This window comes from Streptomyces sp. NPDC025618 (assembly GCF_055558795.1).
The window spans coordinates 47,603-62,116 of the sequence record NZ_JBVHLW010000007.1; the positions used below are offsets into that span (position 1 = coordinate 47,603).

Consider the following 14,514-nt stretch of genomic DNA (forward strand, 5'->3'; position numbering starts at 1 on the left):
GGGGGAGAGGAAGAAGCACCCCCCCCCCCCCCCCCCCCCCCCCCCCCCCCCCCTCCCCCCCCCCCCCCCCCCCCCACACCTGCCGGGCGCCGGAGGCGGCGGCCCCGGCGGGGGTCACCGCCTCCGGCTCCGTGGTACCGACGATGTCCGTCACTTGACCGCGACCTGCGAGATGTCGAGGACGCCGGTCCAGTCGCTGATGACGACGTTCTTGACGTCCTTGCCGAAGAGGCGCTTGTAGACGGGGTGGAAGAGCGGCACGGTCAGGGCCTGCTCACCGATCGACTTGTCGAGGGCGCCCCAGCGCTTCGCGGCCTCGCCGAGGTCGGTGATCTTGTTGATGCTGTCGATCTCGTCGTTGACCTTGGGGTCGTCGAGCTGGGCCGAGTTGTAGTTCGAGCCGTCCTTGACGATCTGCCGGCCGTCGAAGATGGGGGCGAGGAAGGGCCCGCCGGACGGCCAGTCGGCACCCCAGTGGCCGAGGAAGAGGTCCGGCTGCGTCTTGACCTGGTGGACCTTCTCGTCGTAGTCGTTGAACTCCAGGCCCTGGAGCTTGACCGTGATGCCGGCCTGCTTGAGCGCCGCCTGGATCGCGGTCGCGATCTCGGGGCTGGTCTCGAAGTCCTGCGCGGTGGAGTGCGTGAGCGTGATCTCCAGGCCGTTGTCGTAACCGGCCTCCTTCAGCAGCTCCTTGGCCTTCTCCGGGTTGCCGGTGGCGCCCGCCGGGAAGGGGTCGTAGGGCGTGTAGCCGAAGGACTTCTGGTTGGGCAGGAAGGTCGTCGCCGGCTCGGCGAGCGAGGAGCCGCCCGCCGCGTTCACCACGCTGGTGCGGTTGACGGCGTACGCGATGGCCTCGCGCACCTTGGGGTTGTCGAACGGCTTCGCCTTGGGGTTGAAGGCGAGGTAGTTGGTGTAGCCGAAGTGGCCGGTGCCGACCCGGTCGGCGAGCTTCTTGTCGCCGGTGACCTGCGCGAGCTCGGCCGGGCCGAGGTTGTTGTCGGTGGTGATGGCGGCGGCGTCCGCGCCCTGGCCGCTGGAGAGCCGCTGGTTGATCACCGCGGAGTTCAGGCCCGCCTGCACGTCGATGGTGTCGGGGTAGGCGTGGCGCTCCTTGTCGGTGTCCTCCGACCAGTTGGTGTTGCGCTCCAGCACCAGGTGCTCGCCGTCACCCGTGTTCTTGACGACCTTGTACGGGCCCGAGGAGACCGGGTGCTCGGCGTACTTCGCGCCCTTGTCCTTGGCCTTGGGCACCGGGGCGAACTGGGTCTGGGTGGCGACGAAGGGGAAGTCGCCCTCGGACTTGCGCAGGTGGAAGACGATCGTCCGGGCGTCCGGGGTCTCGATGGAGTCGAGGCCCTTGGCGTCCTTGTAGACGCCCTGGTAGTTCTCGCCGCCGGCCAGCCAGTCGCGCAGATAGGGAGCGCCGCCGGAGAGTTCGGGGGCGAAGGACCGCTCGATGCCGTACTTGATGTCGGCGGTGGTGATGGGCGAGCCGTCCTCGTACTTCAGCCCGTCCTTGAGCCGGTACGTCCAGACCTTGGCGTCGTCGCTCGGCGTGCCGGTGTCGGTGGCGAGGTCGGGGACGACCTTGGTGCCCTCGGCGCCGTTCGCGCGGTGGCGCGTGGTGAGGGTGCGGAAGACGAGCGAGGGGACGTTGCCGCCGCCGGAGGTGTAGAGCCGGGCGGGGTCGAACTGCTTCTGCGGCTGTCTGTTGAGGACGGTCAGGGTGCCGCCCTTCTGCGGCGTGCCACCGGCGCCGCCCTTGGCGTCGCCGCTCTTCTCCGGACCGCACGCCGCCGCGCCCCCGAGCAGGGCCACACTGACGGCTGCCGCGGCGACGCGGCGGGATATGGCGGGAAGTTGACGCATGACGAAAAGAGCCTTTCGCGGGACACGACGGGATGAAGGCGAGCGGAATGCACCCACGGAAGGCGGTTGAGAAGCGCGCGGACGAACGCGGGACCGCCCCCGGCGGACGCGACGCTGCTGCGCGGGGGCGCAACGCGGAAGTACGCGGGGGAAAGAGCGGTCTCAGCGACAGAGAATGTCGGCGACTGCGTGCGCGGCCACGCCGATCAGCGCCAGCTCGAAGCCGGCGTTCTCGGAGGCGTGGTGGTGCGACATGCGTAGAAGATTGAACGAATTTTCGCCCAGCGGCAAAGGTGTCTCATAAAAAGAGACAGGACGTCTCGCGGAGCGAGACAGTCGATCACGGCGTGCCGGACCTGGCGGGAGCCGGGGCGGACGGGCCGGTTCCTGGAAGCGGCCCGTCCGCTCACGCCGCGGGGAAGGGCCAGGGGTTCGGCCGGCAGGTCAGCCCGCTCTCCGACTTCAGGAACTTCGTCTGCTGCATCATCACCGGCGCCAGGGCGCCTTCCTTGGCGCAGCTCTCGTGGTCGTGCCCGAGCCGGTGGCCGACCTCGTGATTGATCAGCATCTGCCGGTACATGAGCATCTTGTCGCCGTACGTCTGGGCGCCCTGCGCCCACCGATAGGCGTTGATCATGACCCGGTCGGTGGCGGCGGAGTCGCAGGAGACGTTGTCCTCGGTGGTGTCCAGGCCCGACTTGGCGCACCAGGCCGCCGTCGTGCCAGGGCTGGCGAGGGTGATGACGAAGTCGGCGTGGCCGGAGGAGACGCGTTCGAAGGTACGGGTGCCGCCGTGGCCCCAGCTGCGGTCGTCGTTGAGCGTCCGCTGGACCGCCGTCGCGAAGAGCGCCCCGTCGAGCGGAAGACCCTTTTCCACGTCAACGCGGTACCGGAGCACTTCACCCTTACCGGGGGCCTGGTCATGACCGCCCACGGTCTCGAAATCACCCGATCCGTGGGCCTTCTCGTCGAGCGGGTACTTCTGGGCCATCTTCTCGTCGTAGCCGGCCTGGGCCACCGCGCCGCCGTTGGGCGTCGGCCTGCTGTCGGAGCGGGAGGCGGCGTCCGGGCTGCTCCGCTCCAGGTCGGCGGACCGGGCCTGCGCCTTGCTGTCCGTGCTGTCGTCCACCTGACCCGCGACGATCACCGCGAGCACGGCCGTCACCAGGGCGGCCGCGACGCCTGTGGCGGTGCGGGCCACACCCTGACCCGACTTCGCCGGCGCCGTCCGGCGCCGCGGGGCCGCAGCGGCCGCCTCGGGCCGCGGCACGGGCACGCGCGCGGGGGTGACGGAAGCGACCGGGGGCGCGGCGGCGGGCGCCGCGGGCGCGCCACCGCCTTGCCAGTAGGCCGCGGAGGCATACCCCGAGGGCCGCTGGGCAGACTCTGTCAGGGACTCGTACTCAGTGGTGTATCCCGGGCTCCAGGACGCCCCGTAGCCGGCCGGCTGACCCGTGCCCTGGCCGCGCTGCACGCCGATGACACCCCAGCCGACACCCTGCGCCCGCGTCTCGGGATGACTCCCGGCCGCGGACGGCTCCCCGGACGGGGTGCGCGCCCCGTCCGTACTGACGCCCTCCGGGGAGGGCTCCTCGGCGGCCTCGGACCCCTCGGCAGGCGGGGCCGGTCGGCGTCCCGTGCCCCCCTCGGCCCCGGCGGCCGGGGGCCGGCGAGTGGCATGGGGGGCGCGTGCGCTGTGCTTACCCACGAGGCGTAGCGCTCCGTTCAGCAGTGGCGGCGGTGTCCGTGAGGAGGTCGCGGAAGGCACGAGCCACCGCGTCCGGGTCCTCCATCATGGCGACATGTCCTGATTCCAGGAGCGTCAGCAACCGCGAGTCGCGGAAAGTCTTGCTCGCGCGGTGTGCCATGCGGAAGGAGACGAGCTGGTCGCGCTTTCCGTAGACGAGCAGCGTAGGGGCAAGCACCCGCTCCGCCTGACGCCACAGCGAATGCTGGCCACCGAGTGTGTACGAGTCGACTATGCCGCGCGCGGCCCGCGCCATAACGTCCCAGAAGTAGGGCAGCTCCAGGCGCCGCTCGAATTCCGCGACGGCGCGTTCGAACTCCTCCGGTGTCACCCGTCCGGGGTCCCCGTAACAGAGCGCGAGCACCTCGCGGGTACGCCTCTCGGGTGTCCACTCCTTGGTCGCGCGGGCGAAGAGGGAGACGACCCCCGGCACGGCGAGCAGCCCGGTGGGCACCGCCGTGCGCTGGGGGCGCAGCTCGGGGAGCGCGGGCGAGATCAGGGTGAGGGTGCGGACCAGGTCCGGGCGTACGGCGGCGACGCGCGTGGCCACCGCGCCGCCCATCGAATTGCCCAGGAGGTGCACGGGGCCGCGCCCGGCGGCATCCAGATACCGGATGACCACGCGGGCGCAGCCGGTGATGGAGAGGTCCCGGTCGTCCGGTGGCGGTGAGTCGCCGAAGCCCGGCAGGTCGAGGGCCTCGCCGTCGACGTGTCCGGCGAGCCGGTCCATGAGCCCGGACCAGTTCTGCGAGGACCCGCCGAGGCCGTGCACGTACAGTGCGGGCGGCAGCCCCTCCTGCGCGGGCTCCCGGGAGCGCACCGCCAGGGTGACGCCCGGCAGCGGCACCGTGCGGACCGCCTCACCCCGGCTGACGCACGAGGGCCGCCCGGGCGGCACCACCGGAAGGGCGCGGGCATCAGGCGACTCGGTCGAAGACATGCGGCAATGTTACGAGACGATCACGCCGGGACTTCTGTGGCGGGGGTCACAGATCACCTGGCGTCGCGGGGCCGCCTCTCCTAGGCTCGTACCACGGAGTAAGAAGGCTTCCTCCCCGAGAATGAGGTAACCGCATGACCGTCGATCCGTCCGATCCGGATACGTTCGAGGAAGCGACCGAGGCCCCGGAGGTCGATGTCGAGGCCCCGGAGGCGGACGCCGCCGAGCAGCACGCCGACATCTCCCCGCGCCGGGACGACCCGATGCGCCACATCCACCCGGACAGCGCCAACGAGGCCGACCTCGCCGAACAGGCCCGGGTGGTGGAGCTGGACGAGGACGACTACCGCTGAGACACCGCCCGGAACGGTCCCTTCCGGGCGCCACCGCGGGAGCCGGGAGTGACGTGCGCGTCAATTGTCGGGATTTTGTTGACTTCCCACAGCGTCCGGTAGATGAAATTCTCCGCTCCGACCACGCACGGCCCGGTTACCCAAAAGTACGATGGCGGGCGCGGTGCACACCGTGCAGGGAACGATCATGGGAGGCGGCGTGACAGCCATCGAGCAGACCGAGGCGCGGCCGCGTGGCACGCGTCTGCCGCGCCGAGCCCGACGCAATCAGCTCCTGGGCGCGGCCCAGGAGGTCTTTGTCGCACAGGGTTACCACGCCGCGGCGATGGACGACATCGCCGAGCGCGCCGGCGTCAGCAAGCCGGTCCTCTACCAGCACTTCCCCGGCAAGCTCGACCTCTATCTGGCCCTGCTGGACCAGCACTGCGAGGCCCTGCTGACCGCGGTCCGCACCGCGCTCGCCTCGACCACCGACAACAAGCTGCGCGTGGCGGCCACCATGGACGCCTATTTCGCGTACGTGGAGGACGAGGGCGGCGCCTTCCGGCTGGTCTTCGAGTCGGACCTCACCAACGAGCCGGCCGTGCGCGAGCGCGTCGACAAGGTGTCGCTGGAGTGCGCGCAGGAGATCAGCGACGTCATCGCCGAGGACACCGGCCTGTCGAAGGACGAGGCGATGCTGCTGGCCGTCGGCCTCGGCGGCGTCTCGCAGGTCGTGGCCCGCTACTGGCTCTCCAGCGAGAGCAGCGTCCCGCGCGACACCGCGGTGTCGCTGCTGACGTCGCTGGCCTGGCGCGGCATCGCGGGCTTCCCGAAGAACCCGGCCGACCACTAGCCGGCCTGCCCGGGGCCCCCGGGCAGGCGGTGTTCGCTGCCAGCGTGGACGCACCCGCTCGGCTCGCGCCCGTACCGGGCTAGTGTGTGGACCGTACGGGACCCCAAACCTTCGGAGGGACATAAGCCGTGGAGGTCAAGATCGGCGTGCAGCACGCGCCCCGCGAGATCGTTCTCGAGAGCGGGCAGTCTGCCGAAGAGGTCGAGCGCGCGGTTGCCGACGCGCTCGGCGGCAAGGCGCAGCTGCTGAGCCTGGTGGACGACCACGGCCGCAAGGTCCTGGTTCCGGCCGACCGCCTGGCCTATGTGGAGATCGGCGAGCCGACCGCCCGTAAGGTCGGTTTCAGCGCGCTCTGAGCGAGCGCGGACGCGCGTGACAACGGCGGGGCCCCGGTGCGGAATTCACCGGGGCCCCGCCGTTGTCATAGCTGACAGGAGCGGCCCCTCGGAGGGTTGCCGGGCCTTCCCGAGGGGTAGTACGGCTTCGACCGATTTGCACCTGCTCCTCGATCTCGCACGATCTCGGCACGGGAGGAAGTGACCATGATCCTCTGGGAAGCGCTCGGCTCGGTCCTCATCGGCCTCGCCGTCTCGTACGGCGCCCTGCGCTGGCTGCCCGCGCGGTACGGGCAGTTCCGCCCCCGGAGCCTGGCGCTGGCCACGGGTCCGGCCGCGGCGCTCTTCGGCGCCCTGATCGGCCACTCCGTGCTGGGCCCCGGTCACACGCCGGCCGTCCTCGCCGTCTCGCTCTGCGTGTCCGTCGCGCTGCTGTCCCTGCTGGTGCGGCAGGGCGAGCAGCCCCGCCGCTCAGCCACCGCCTGACCCGGGCCCGCCCGGCCCCGGGGGCGCGTCGTGCGCCGCACGCAGCCGGACGGGCGGGGCGCCTCAGGCCGCCAGGCCCAGCGCGGCCATCCGCTTGGTGTGCGCCTCGGTGATCCGGGAGAACATCTTGCCGACCTCGGCGAGGTCGAAGCCGTCGGCCACGCCGCCCACCAGCATCGTCGACAGCGCGTCACGGTCGGCCACCACGCGCTGCGCCTGCGAGAGCGCCTCGCCCATCAGCCGCCGGGCCCACAGCGCGAGCCTGCCGCCCACGCGGGGCTCCGCCTCGATCGCGGCGCGGACCTTCTCGACCGCGAAGCTCGCGTGGCCGGTGTCGTCCAGGACGGTCAGCACCAGGGCGCGGGTGTCGGAGTCCAGGCGGGCGGCGACCTCGCGGTAGAAGTCACTGGCGATCGAGTCGCCGACGTACGCCTTGACCAGGCCCTCCAGCCAGTCCGAGGGCGCTGTCTGGCGGTGGAACTCGTCCAGCGCCGCCGCGAAGGGCTGCATCGCGCCGGTCGGGTCCACATCGATGGCCGTCAGGCGGTCGCGCAGCCGCTGGAAGTGCTGGAACTCCGCCGCGGCCATCTTCGCCAGCTCGGCCTTGTCGTCCAGCGTCGGCGCCAGCTTGGCGTCCTCGGCGAGCCGCTCGAAGGCGGCCAGCTCGCCGTAGGCGAGGGCACCCAGCAGATCCACCACCGCTGCCCGGTACTGCGGGTCGGCGGCGGCCCGGGACCAGTCCTGGGCGGCGATTCCGGTGTGTGCGGCTGTGGTCTCGGCGGCGTTCTCAGCGTTGTCGGGCGTCTCCATGGAGCGCACAATAGCCCGCCCGACAGCAGGGGGAAGGCCCTGGTCAGCCAGTTCCTCCTCATCTGTCCGAAGGATTGTCCGGACACACATGCGTGTTTCCGGGGTACAGTGGTAATGCGCCTGCCGAGTATTCGGCGGGCTGTCCCATGCTGTGTCTTCCGGTGGCGTCACTCGCCCGGCCCCCGGATCCCCAGCGGATGCCCGGTCGGTGGCCCGATCGGCTTCCAAAACCGACCGCCCTCCGTGCGGCACATGCGAGACGTATGCGCCTGGAGGGATCCGCTCGCGGCACGTGTGCAAGAGCGAAGGCAGTGGTCCCGCGCGTCACCCGGCTTCCCCAGGCCGGACAGTAACCCGGCGCGGTACGTACGACCCCCTTCGCCGCCTCGCGCCGCGTCTCACAGAAGAGGCAAGATCCTGTCTACTCTCTCCACCTTCCGAGAAATCGGGATTCTTCCCGAGACCGCCGAAGCCCTTGAGGCCGTCGGCATCGTCCACCCCTTCCCCATCCAGGAGATGACGCTCCCCGTGGCCCTGTCGGGCTCGGACGTCATCGGCCAGGCCAAGACCGGCACCGGAAAGACGCTGGGCTTCGGCCTCCCCCTGCTGGAGCGCGTCGTCGTCCCCGCGGACGTCGAGGCCGGCCGGGCGAAGCCCGGGCAGCTCACCGACGCCCCGCAGGCGCTCGTGGTCGTCCCCACCCGCGAGCTGTGCCAGCAGGTCACCAACGACCTCCTCACCGCCGGCAAGGTGCGCAACGTCCGCGTGCTGGCGATCTACGGCGGCCGTGCCTACGAGCCGCAGGTCGAGGCGCTCAAGAAGGGCGTCGACGTCATCGTCGGCACCCCCGGCCGCCTGCTCGACCTGGCCGGCCAGAAGAAGCTGGACCTCTCGCACGTCAAGGCGCTCGTCCTGGACGAGGCCGACGAGATGCTCGACCTGGGCTTCCTGCCCGACGTCGAGCGGATCATGATGATGCTGCCGGCCAAGCGCCAGACGATGCTGTTCTCGGCCACCATGCCGGGCGCCGTCATCAACCTCGCGCGTCGGTACATGTCGCAGCCCACGCACATCCGCGCCACCGCGCCGGACGACGAGGGCCAGACCGTCGCCAACATCACGCAGCACGTCTTCCGCGCGCACAACATGGACAAGCCGGAGATGGTCGCCCGCATCCTCCAGGCCGAGGAGCGCGCCCTCGCGATGGTCTTCTGCCGTACGAAGCGCACGGCCGCCGACATCGCCGACCAGCTGGCCCGCCGCGGCTTCGCCTCCGGCGCGGTCCACGGCGACCTCGGCCAGGGCGCCCGCGAGCAGGCGCTGCGCGCCTTCCGCAACGGCAAGGTCGACGTGCTGGTCTGCACCGACGTCGCCGCCCGCGGCATCGACGTCGACAACGTCACGCACGTCATCAACTACCAGTCCCCCGAGGACGAGAAGACCTACCTGCACCGCATCGGCCGTACGGGCCGCGCGGGCAAGTCGGGTACGGCCGTCACCCTCGTCGACTGGGACGACATCCCGCGCTGGAAGCTGATCAACAAGGCGCTGGACCTGCCGTTCGACGAGCCGGAGGAGACGTACTCCACCTCCCCGCACCTCTATGAGCTGCTGAACATCCCCGCGGGGACCAAGGGCATACTGCCGCGCTCCGAGCGGACCCGTGCCGGGCTCGCGGCGGAGGAGATCGAGGACCTCGGCGAGACGGGCGGCCGCGGCCCCCGTGGCCGCGGCCCGAAGCAGGCCCCCGCCGCCGCGGCCGCGGAGGAGCGCCCCGCGCGCACCCGCACCCCGCGTCAGCGCCGCCGCACGCGTGGCGGCACGACGGCGGGCGCCGAGGCTCCGGCCGCCGCCGTCGCGGCGCCCGTGGCCGAGGCCGTGACGCCTCCCGCCGCGCAGCCGGTGGCCGAGGGCGCTCCCGAGACGCCCTCGAAGCCGCGCCGCCGTCGCCGTACGCGCCACAGCGCGTCGTCGGCCGCCGCACCGGTGGCCCCCGCCGCCGCCACGACGACCCAGGCCGCTCCGGCGGCTCCGGCTCCCGTCGCCGCCGCCGAGCCCGAGCAGCCGCGCCGCCGTCGCCCGCGCGTGGTGAAGCCGCTGGCCTCGGACGCGTCCGAGCCCGGTTTCCAGACCGTCGAGACGGCGGCCCGGGCGCTGGCCGCGGCCTCGTCCACCGCCACGATCCCGCCCCAGGCCACGGAGTCGGCTCCGGCCGCGCCGAAGCGCGTCCGCAAGACGGCTGCGCCGAAGGCCGCCGAGGTCACCGAAGCTGTCGAGGCCATCGGGGTCGTCGAGGCCGAGGAGAAGCCGAAGCGCACGCGCAAGGCCGCTGCCCCCAAGGCCGACGCTGTCGAGGGCGAAGAGAAGCCCAAGCGGACCCGCAAGGCTGCCGCGCCCAAGGCCGAGGCCGTCGAGACCGAGGCCGAGGTCAAGCCGAAGCGTGTCCGCAAGGCCGCCGCCCCGAAGGCCGAGGCCGACGAGACGGTCGAGGCCAAGCCGAAGCGCGTCCGCAAGACGGCTGCGCCGAAGGTCGAGGCTGTCGAAGGCGTCGAGGCCGAGGAGAAGCCGAAGCGGACCCGCAAGGCCGCCGCCCCGAAGGCTGAGGCCGTCGAGAGCGAGGAGAAGCCCAAGCGCACGCGCAAGGCCGCCGCGCCCAAGGCGGAGGCCGTCGAAGGCGAGGAGAAGCCGAAGCGGACCCGCAAGGCCGCCGCGCCGAAGGCTGAGGCTGTCGAGGGCGAGGAGAAGCCGAAGCGCACGCGCAAGGCTGCCGCGCCGAAGGCGGACGGTGTGGAGGCTCCTGTGAAGCGGACGCGTAAGGCGGCGGCGCCGAAGGTTGCCGCGGGCTGACGCTTTGCCTACGACGACGGCCGGTCCCCTGCTGCGGGGGCCGGCCGTCGCGTTTTCCCGGGGGTGGGTTGCCGACGCCTGCGGCGGGCTTTTTCCCCAGCCCGGCCCCTTCCCGGCTGCACCTGATGTGCGGCTCCGCCGCGTGGGGGGCGCGTGCCCCGGACCCCCGGCTACCGGTCCGTTGCCGCCTGCGGCGGGAGCGCCCTGCGGGCGCGTCCTCAAACGCCGGACGGGCTGCATTGTGCGGACCGTAGCCAGCACATTCAGCCCGTTGGGGGCACCTCTGGGGGCACCCCCGGACGGAGTCTGGGGGAGGTAGCTGGGGGAGTTCGAGGACAACGCGCGAAGCGTGTTGCAGGGGGCCTGGGGGCTCGCCCCCAGTTTCGGGAAGGGGCGGGGTAGGGGAACAAAGCCCGCCGCAGGCGCCGGCAACCCGCACCGCGACAACCCCCAAGCCCCCCGCCCCAACCCCACCGCTAGCCTCACCCCATGAGCCGCCCACCCTTTCTCACCCTCCCCCCGCACGCGGAAGCGCACCGCCTCCCCACCTCCCGCGGCGAGTTCGCCACGCACGACGCCACCCCCGTAACGACCACACGCCGCGGCACCGTCCTGCTCGTGCCCGGGTTCACCGGGAGCAAGGAGGACTTCATCGCGCTGCTGGAGCCGATCGCGGCGGCCGGTTACCGGGCCGTGGCCGTGGACGGGCGGGGGCAGCACGAGAGCGCGGGGCCACGCGACACGGCGGCGTACGCACAGGAAGAGCTGGCCAAGGACGTGCTCGCCCAGGCGGAGGCCCTCGGTGGCGGGGTGCACCTGCTGGGGCACTCATTCGGCGGCCTGGTCTCGCGCGCGGCTGTGCTGCTGGACGCCTCCCCCTTCCGCTCGCTCACGATCATGAGCTGCGGCCCGGGGGCGATCGCGCCGGAACAGCAGGCGCGCACCCGGCTGCTCATCGATGCCCTGGGGCAGTTGGACAAGGAAGCGGTCTGGCAGGAGATGCGGAAGCAGGATCCCCAAGAGCCCCGGGAAACGGAGCCGGCCGAGGAGCCGTCGGATCTGGACGAGTTCCTGCACCGCCGCTGGACGCGCACGGCCAAGGAGCAACTCCTCGCGGCCGGGCGACAGTTGACGGTGGAGCCGGACCGCACGGCGGAGCTGGCGGCGGTGCCGCTGCCCAAGCACGTCCTCTCCGGCCGGCTGGACTACGCCTGGCCGGTGCCGTCGATCGACGCGATGGCGAAGGAGCTGTCGGCGGTCCGTACAGTCATCGAGGGCGCGGGCCACTCCCCCAACGCGGAGCGCCCGGCGGAGACGGCCGAGGCGCTCGTGCGCTTCTGGGACCGGGCCGTCCCGCCCGCCGCCTAGTCGCCCGCCTCGCTCTCCGTCACCGTGAAGAGCCCGCCCTGGGGGTCGCGGAGCGTCGCCTCGCGGCCCATCGGGGACTGGCCCGGGTCGGCGGCGACCGTGCCGCCGACGGCGAGGGCGGTCTCGACTGCCTTCTCGACGTCGTCGACGCAGAAGTAGACGTGCCAGCGGGGGCGGATCCTCGGGTCGGGTGCCGCCTCGACCGCGCCGCCGCGCAGGCAGGCGACAGTGTGCTCACCGGAGCGGACCATCACGGCGTCGTCCTCGTAGCGGACCTCGCAGCGGTCGGGGCGGCCGGTGGCCCACTCGAAGACCTCGCCGTAGAAGATGGCGGCGGCGAAGGCGTCGCGGGTGCGCAGCTCCAGCCAGGCGGGCGCGCCCTCCCGGCCGACGCGCCACTCGCGGAGCGTCTGGCCTTCCCAGAAGCCGAAGGCGGCTCCCGCGGAGTCGGCGGCGAGGGCGGCCCGGCCGTGCCCGACGGCGATCGGCCCGACGGCGACGGTGCCGCCGCGCTCGCGGATCCGGGAGGCCACGACGTCGGCGTCCTCGACGGCGAAGTAGGAGGTCCAGGAGACGGCGACGCCCATGGCGCGGGCGACGTTGCCGATGCCGGCGACGGGCTTGCCGTCGGCGAGCGCCACGGTGAAGTTCTCGCCCAGTCTGCCGGAGCGGAAGGTCCAGCCCATCACCGGTCCGTAGAAGTCCTCGGCGGCGGCGAGGTCGTGGGTCAGCAGGGACACCCAGCACGGCGCACCCGGCACGGCACGGTCAAGGGACGACGACGCCATGACGGACCGCCTCGATTCTGTTCGGGGTCTCTTCCGGGGCTTTCGGGCTGCCGGACGCCGGCAGCCCTGGGGGTGGTCGCCCCTGGGACACGACCACCCGAAGCCAGGGTTCCACTCACGGTGCCTGCGCGCATTCCGGCGCGCGCACGCGTCACGCGGGTTCCGTACGTTCAGTACTGCGTGCCCAGGTGGTCCCAGAATCCGTCGCGCAGCGCGCGGCGCAGGTCGGCGTGGCCGCGGAGGGAAAGGCCGAGCAGGGCCTCGGCCTCCACCAGGAGCTCCTGGTCGACGGCGCCGGGGAGATAGGGGTGGCCGGGCAGCAGCTCGGCGAGCGTGTCGCGGCCGCGCGAGCCCAGCCACTGGGCGGCGACCTGGGCGCCGACGAAGCGCACGTCGTCGCGGCTGGGGGCGGGCGCCTGGGCGGCGGCCTCGCCGAAGGGCTCGGGGACGGCGCGGCGGCTGACGTAGGGCTTGCAGAAGTCGAGGTCGAAGGTGCGCTGGCTGTCGACCTCCCAGAGCAGGGGTTCGGCCTGGTTGCGGCCGGTGACGGCCTCGATGCCCCAGAGGTGGACGCGGGCACCGTAGCCCTGCGCGGCCTCGACGGCGGAGACGAGGTCCTCGTCGCCGCCGATGAGCGCGGCGTCGCTGATGGCGCGGTGCCGGGCGAGGGATTCGAGGTCGCTGCGGATGAGGGAGTCGACGCCCTTCTGCTGGTTGTTGGCGTTGAGGTTGCCCAGGCGCACCTTGACGTCGGGCAGTTCGGCGATGCTCTGCTGCTCGGCGGTGTGGATGCGGCGCCGGGCGCCGTCGTACCAGTAGACCCGCAGCAGCCTGCTGTCGGGGAAGATCATGCGGGCCTTGTCGATGAACGCCTCGATCAGCCCTTCGGCGTCGAGGTCGAAGGCCCGGCGGTCCTCGGTCCCGGCGACGAGCCGGCCCGCGGCGGCGTAGACATAGCCGGCGTCCACGAAGATCGCGTGGGTGGAGGGGGTGGTGGCGACCTCGGCGAGGACGCGGGTGAGCAGCTCATTGGTGCGCTCGATGCCCGCGGCGACCGTGGTCAGATCCGGGGTCTGCGGCGGGAGCGGGGGGTGCGCGACGGCGTGGTGGGTCATGTGCGAGCTCTCAGTAATTAGTCACGTTAAAAATTTCCTTAGCGTAGGGAATGTTTGAAGTGATCACCTCGTTGGACACGTATGTAACGGGTCGCACCGTCGCGACACCGTCACCCACTCATGGAGTTCTCCTCAGGAGGATCAGACGAAGGGAGAAGCCTTGCGCTTCGAAATCATGCGCCTGGACGACATCGACGGCTCGGCCGTCGACAGCACCGTCGTGGACGCCGCCTCCGTCAACAGGATCGTGCAGCAGGCCGCATCCACAGGCCAGCGCATCTACATCCGCCCGGCCCACACAGCGGCCCGGTAGTGCGCAAGCACTCCCACGCGCCGACGCCCCCGTACGGACCGTACGGGGGCGTCGTGCGTTCGCGGGTGAGCCGCGCCGGGCGCGGGGCCCGCGCGGTCAGCGGTCGGCGATGACCTGGGTGATGCCGTTGATGATCTGCTGGACGGCCAGCGCCGAGAGCATCATGCCCGCGAGCCGCGTCACCAGCACCACACCGCCGTCCTTGATGACCCGGATGATCAGCAGCGAATAGCGCATCACGAGCCACAGCACGACGTGCATCGCGGCGATGGCCACCCACACCGAGATCTGGGCGCTGACGGAGTCCGCGTGCTGGACGGCCAGGATCACCGAGACGATCGCACCGGGCCCGGCCAGCAGCGGCATGCCGAGCGGGACGAGCGCGACGTTGACGTCCTTGGTCTGGGTCGGCTCCTCGGACTTGCCGGTCAGCAGGTCCAGCGCGATCAGCAGCAGGAGCAGACCGCCCGCGATCATCAGCGCCGGAGTGGTGATGTGCAGGTAGTCCAGGATCTGCTGGCCGCAGATGCCGAAGACGGCGATGACGCCGAAGGCGACCGCGGCGGCCTGCCAGGCCATCCGCCGCTGCACCTTGGCCGGGCGGCCGGAGGTGAGCGCGAGGAAGATCGGGGTGATCCCGGGCGGGTCCATGATCACAAAAAGCGTGAGAAAGAGGGATCCGAAGACAGCGAAGTCGAACACAGTGTG

The 14,514-nt window shown here is 71.8% G+C and carries 15 protein-coding genes; 7 read left to right on the top strand and 8 right to left on the bottom strand.

What is annotated here, in order from left to right; all coding sequences use genetic code 11:
- Positions 1-150: 150 nt before the first annotated feature.
- The 4 genes from ACZ4A5_RS09295 to ACZ4A5_RS09310 all read right to left on the bottom strand — a co-directional run bounded on the left by ACZ4A5_RS09295 (position 151) and on the right by ACZ4A5_RS09310 (position 4,556).
- Complete coding sequence (locus ACZ4A5_RS09295) at positions 151-1,869, bottom strand: ABC transporter substrate-binding protein (RefSeq protein WP_467580307.1); 1,719 nt, start codon at positions 1,867-1,869, stop codon at positions 151-153.
- A 162-nt stretch (positions 1,870-2,031) separates the two neighbouring features.
- The gene (locus ACZ4A5_RS09300) at positions 2,032-2,124 is read right to left on the bottom strand and encodes an Ms4533A family Cys-rich leader peptide (protein ID WP_311775550.1); all 93 of its coding nucleotides are present in this window, start codon (positions 2,122-2,124) and stop codon (positions 2,032-2,034) included.
- 151 nt (positions 2,125-2,275) lie between these two features.
- Positions 2,276-3,577, bottom strand: a complete 1,302-nt coding sequence (locus ACZ4A5_RS09305; protein ID WP_467580311.1) for a DUF3152 domain-containing protein — start codon at positions 3,575-3,577, stop codon at positions 2,276-2,278.
- The gene (locus tag ACZ4A5_RS09310) at positions 3,570-4,556 is read right to left on the bottom strand and encodes an alpha/beta fold hydrolase (RefSeq protein WP_467580314.1); all 987 of its coding nucleotides are present in this window, start codon (positions 4,554-4,556) and stop codon (positions 3,570-3,572) included. The genes ACZ4A5_RS09305 and ACZ4A5_RS09310 overlap by 8 nt, the downstream gene beginning before the upstream one ends.
- A 134-nt stretch (positions 4,557-4,690) precedes the next feature.
- Here ACZ4A5_RS09310 and ACZ4A5_RS09315 point away from each other — a divergent pair, with 134 nt between their 5' ends.
- From ACZ4A5_RS09315 to ACZ4A5_RS09330, 4 genes are all read left to right on the top strand, one after another.
- Complete coding sequence (locus ACZ4A5_RS09315) at positions 4,691-4,909, top strand: hypothetical protein (protein WP_467580316.1); 219 nt, start codon at positions 4,691-4,693, stop codon at positions 4,907-4,909.
- Positions 4,910-5,108: 199 nt separating this feature from the next.
- The gene (locus ACZ4A5_RS09320; RefSeq protein ID WP_467580320.1) at positions 5,109-5,744 is read left to right on the top strand and encodes a TetR/AcrR family transcriptional regulator; all 636 of its coding nucleotides are present in this window, start codon (positions 5,109-5,111) and stop codon (positions 5,742-5,744) included.
- A gap of 128 nt (positions 5,745-5,872) precedes the next feature.
- Positions 5,873-6,100: a DUF3107 domain-containing protein gene (locus ACZ4A5_RS09325; protein ID WP_215083509.1), complete on the top strand. Its 228-nt coding sequence runs from the start codon at positions 5,873-5,875 to the stop codon at positions 6,098-6,100.
- Positions 6,101-6,286: 186 nt separating this feature from the next.
- On the top strand, positions 6,287-6,565 hold the full coding sequence (locus tag ACZ4A5_RS09330) for a hypothetical protein (RefSeq protein ID WP_467580323.1): 279 nt from the start codon (positions 6,287-6,289) through the stop codon (positions 6,563-6,565).
- Between the two features lie 63 nt (positions 6,566-6,628).
- Here the strand turns inward: ACZ4A5_RS09330 and ACZ4A5_RS09335 are convergent, their stop codons facing one another.
- Positions 6,629-7,375 carry a ferritin-like fold-containing protein gene (locus ACZ4A5_RS09335; RefSeq protein ID WP_467580326.1) on the bottom strand — a complete coding sequence of 249 codons (747 nt, stop codon included), beginning with the start codon at positions 7,373-7,375 and terminating at the stop codon, positions 6,629-6,631.
- 516 nt (positions 7,376-7,891) lie between these two features.
- On the opposite strand from ACZ4A5_RS09335, the gene ACZ4A5_RS09340 reads away from it, so the two are divergent.
- Positions 7,892-10,222 (top strand): DEAD/DEAH box helicase, encoded by a 2,331-nt coding sequence (locus ACZ4A5_RS09340; protein WP_467580329.1) that lies wholly within the window; start codon positions 7,892-7,894, stop codon positions 10,220-10,222.
- Between the two features lie 489 nt (positions 10,223-10,711).
- Positions 10,712-11,590, top strand: a complete 879-nt coding sequence (locus ACZ4A5_RS09345; RefSeq protein ID WP_467580332.1) for an alpha/beta fold hydrolase — start codon at positions 10,712-10,714, stop codon at positions 11,588-11,590.
- Here the strand turns inward: ACZ4A5_RS09345 and ACZ4A5_RS09350 are convergent.
- Both ACZ4A5_RS09350 and ACZ4A5_RS09355 read right to left on the bottom strand, forming a co-directional pair.
- Positions 11,587-12,378, bottom strand: coding sequence for a VOC family protein (locus ACZ4A5_RS09350; protein ID WP_467580335.1), 792 nt, complete (start codon positions 12,376-12,378; stop codon positions 11,587-11,589). The genes ACZ4A5_RS09345 and ACZ4A5_RS09350 overlap by 4 nt on opposite strands.
- 170 nt (positions 12,379-12,548) lie before the next feature.
- On the bottom strand, positions 12,549-13,493 hold the full coding sequence (locus tag ACZ4A5_RS09355; protein ID WP_467580337.1) for an NYN domain-containing protein: 945 nt from the start codon (positions 13,491-13,493) through the stop codon (positions 12,549-12,551).
- A gap of 160 nt (positions 13,494-13,653) precedes the next feature.
- Here ACZ4A5_RS09355 and ACZ4A5_RS09360 point away from each other — a divergent pair, with 160 nt between their 5' ends.
- Positions 13,654-13,806, top strand: a complete 153-nt coding sequence (locus ACZ4A5_RS09360; RefSeq protein ID WP_162890354.1) for a hypothetical protein — start codon at positions 13,654-13,656, stop codon at positions 13,804-13,806.
- A gap of 96 nt (positions 13,807-13,902) precedes the next feature.
- Here ACZ4A5_RS09360 and ACZ4A5_RS09365 read toward each other — a convergent pair whose 3' ends face one another.
- Positions 13,903-14,508: a MarC family protein gene (locus tag ACZ4A5_RS09365; RefSeq protein WP_467580340.1), complete on the bottom strand. Its 606-nt coding sequence runs from the start codon at positions 14,506-14,508 to the stop codon at positions 13,903-13,905.
- Positions 14,509-14,514: the final 6 nt, after the last annotated feature.

Bases quoted from the DNA above. Each gene is read 5' to 3' on its own strand.
- ACZ4A5_RS09295 (WP_467580307.1), bottom strand. From the start codon at position 1,869: ATGCGTCAACTTCCCGCCATATCCCGCCGCGTCGCCGCGGCAGCCGTC.
- ACZ4A5_RS09300 (WP_311775550.1), bottom strand. From the start codon at position 2,124: ATGTCGCACCACCACGCCTCCGAGAACGCCGGCTTCGAGCTGGCGCTG.
- ACZ4A5_RS09310 (WP_467580314.1), bottom strand. From the start codon at position 4,556: ATGTCTTCGACCGAGTCGCCTGATGCCCGCGCCCTTCCGGTGGTGCCG.
- ACZ4A5_RS09315 (WP_467580316.1), top strand. From the start codon at position 4,691: ATGACCGTCGATCCGTCCGATCCGGATACGTTCGAGGAAGCGACCGAG.
- ACZ4A5_RS09330 (WP_467580323.1), top strand. From the start codon at position 6,287: ATGATCCTCTGGGAAGCGCTCGGCTCGGTCCTCATCGGCCTCGCCGTC.
- ACZ4A5_RS09335 (WP_467580326.1), bottom strand. From the start codon at position 7,375: ATGGAGACGCCCGACAACGCTGAGAACGCCGCCGAGACCACAGCCGCA.
- ACZ4A5_RS09340 (WP_467580329.1), top strand. From the start codon at position 7,892: ATGACGCTCCCCGTGGCCCTGTCGGGCTCGGACGTCATCGGCCAGGCC.
- ACZ4A5_RS09345 (WP_467580332.1), top strand. From the start codon at position 10,712: ATGAGCCGCCCACCCTTTCTCACCCTCCCCCCGCACGCGGAAGCGCAC.
- ACZ4A5_RS09350 (WP_467580335.1), bottom strand. From the start codon at position 12,378: ATGGCGTCGTCGTCCCTTGACCGTGCCGTGCCGGGTGCGCCGTGCTGG.
- ACZ4A5_RS09355 (WP_467580337.1), bottom strand. From the start codon at position 13,493: ATGACCCACCACGCCGTCGCGCACCCCCCGCTCCCGCCGCAGACCCCG.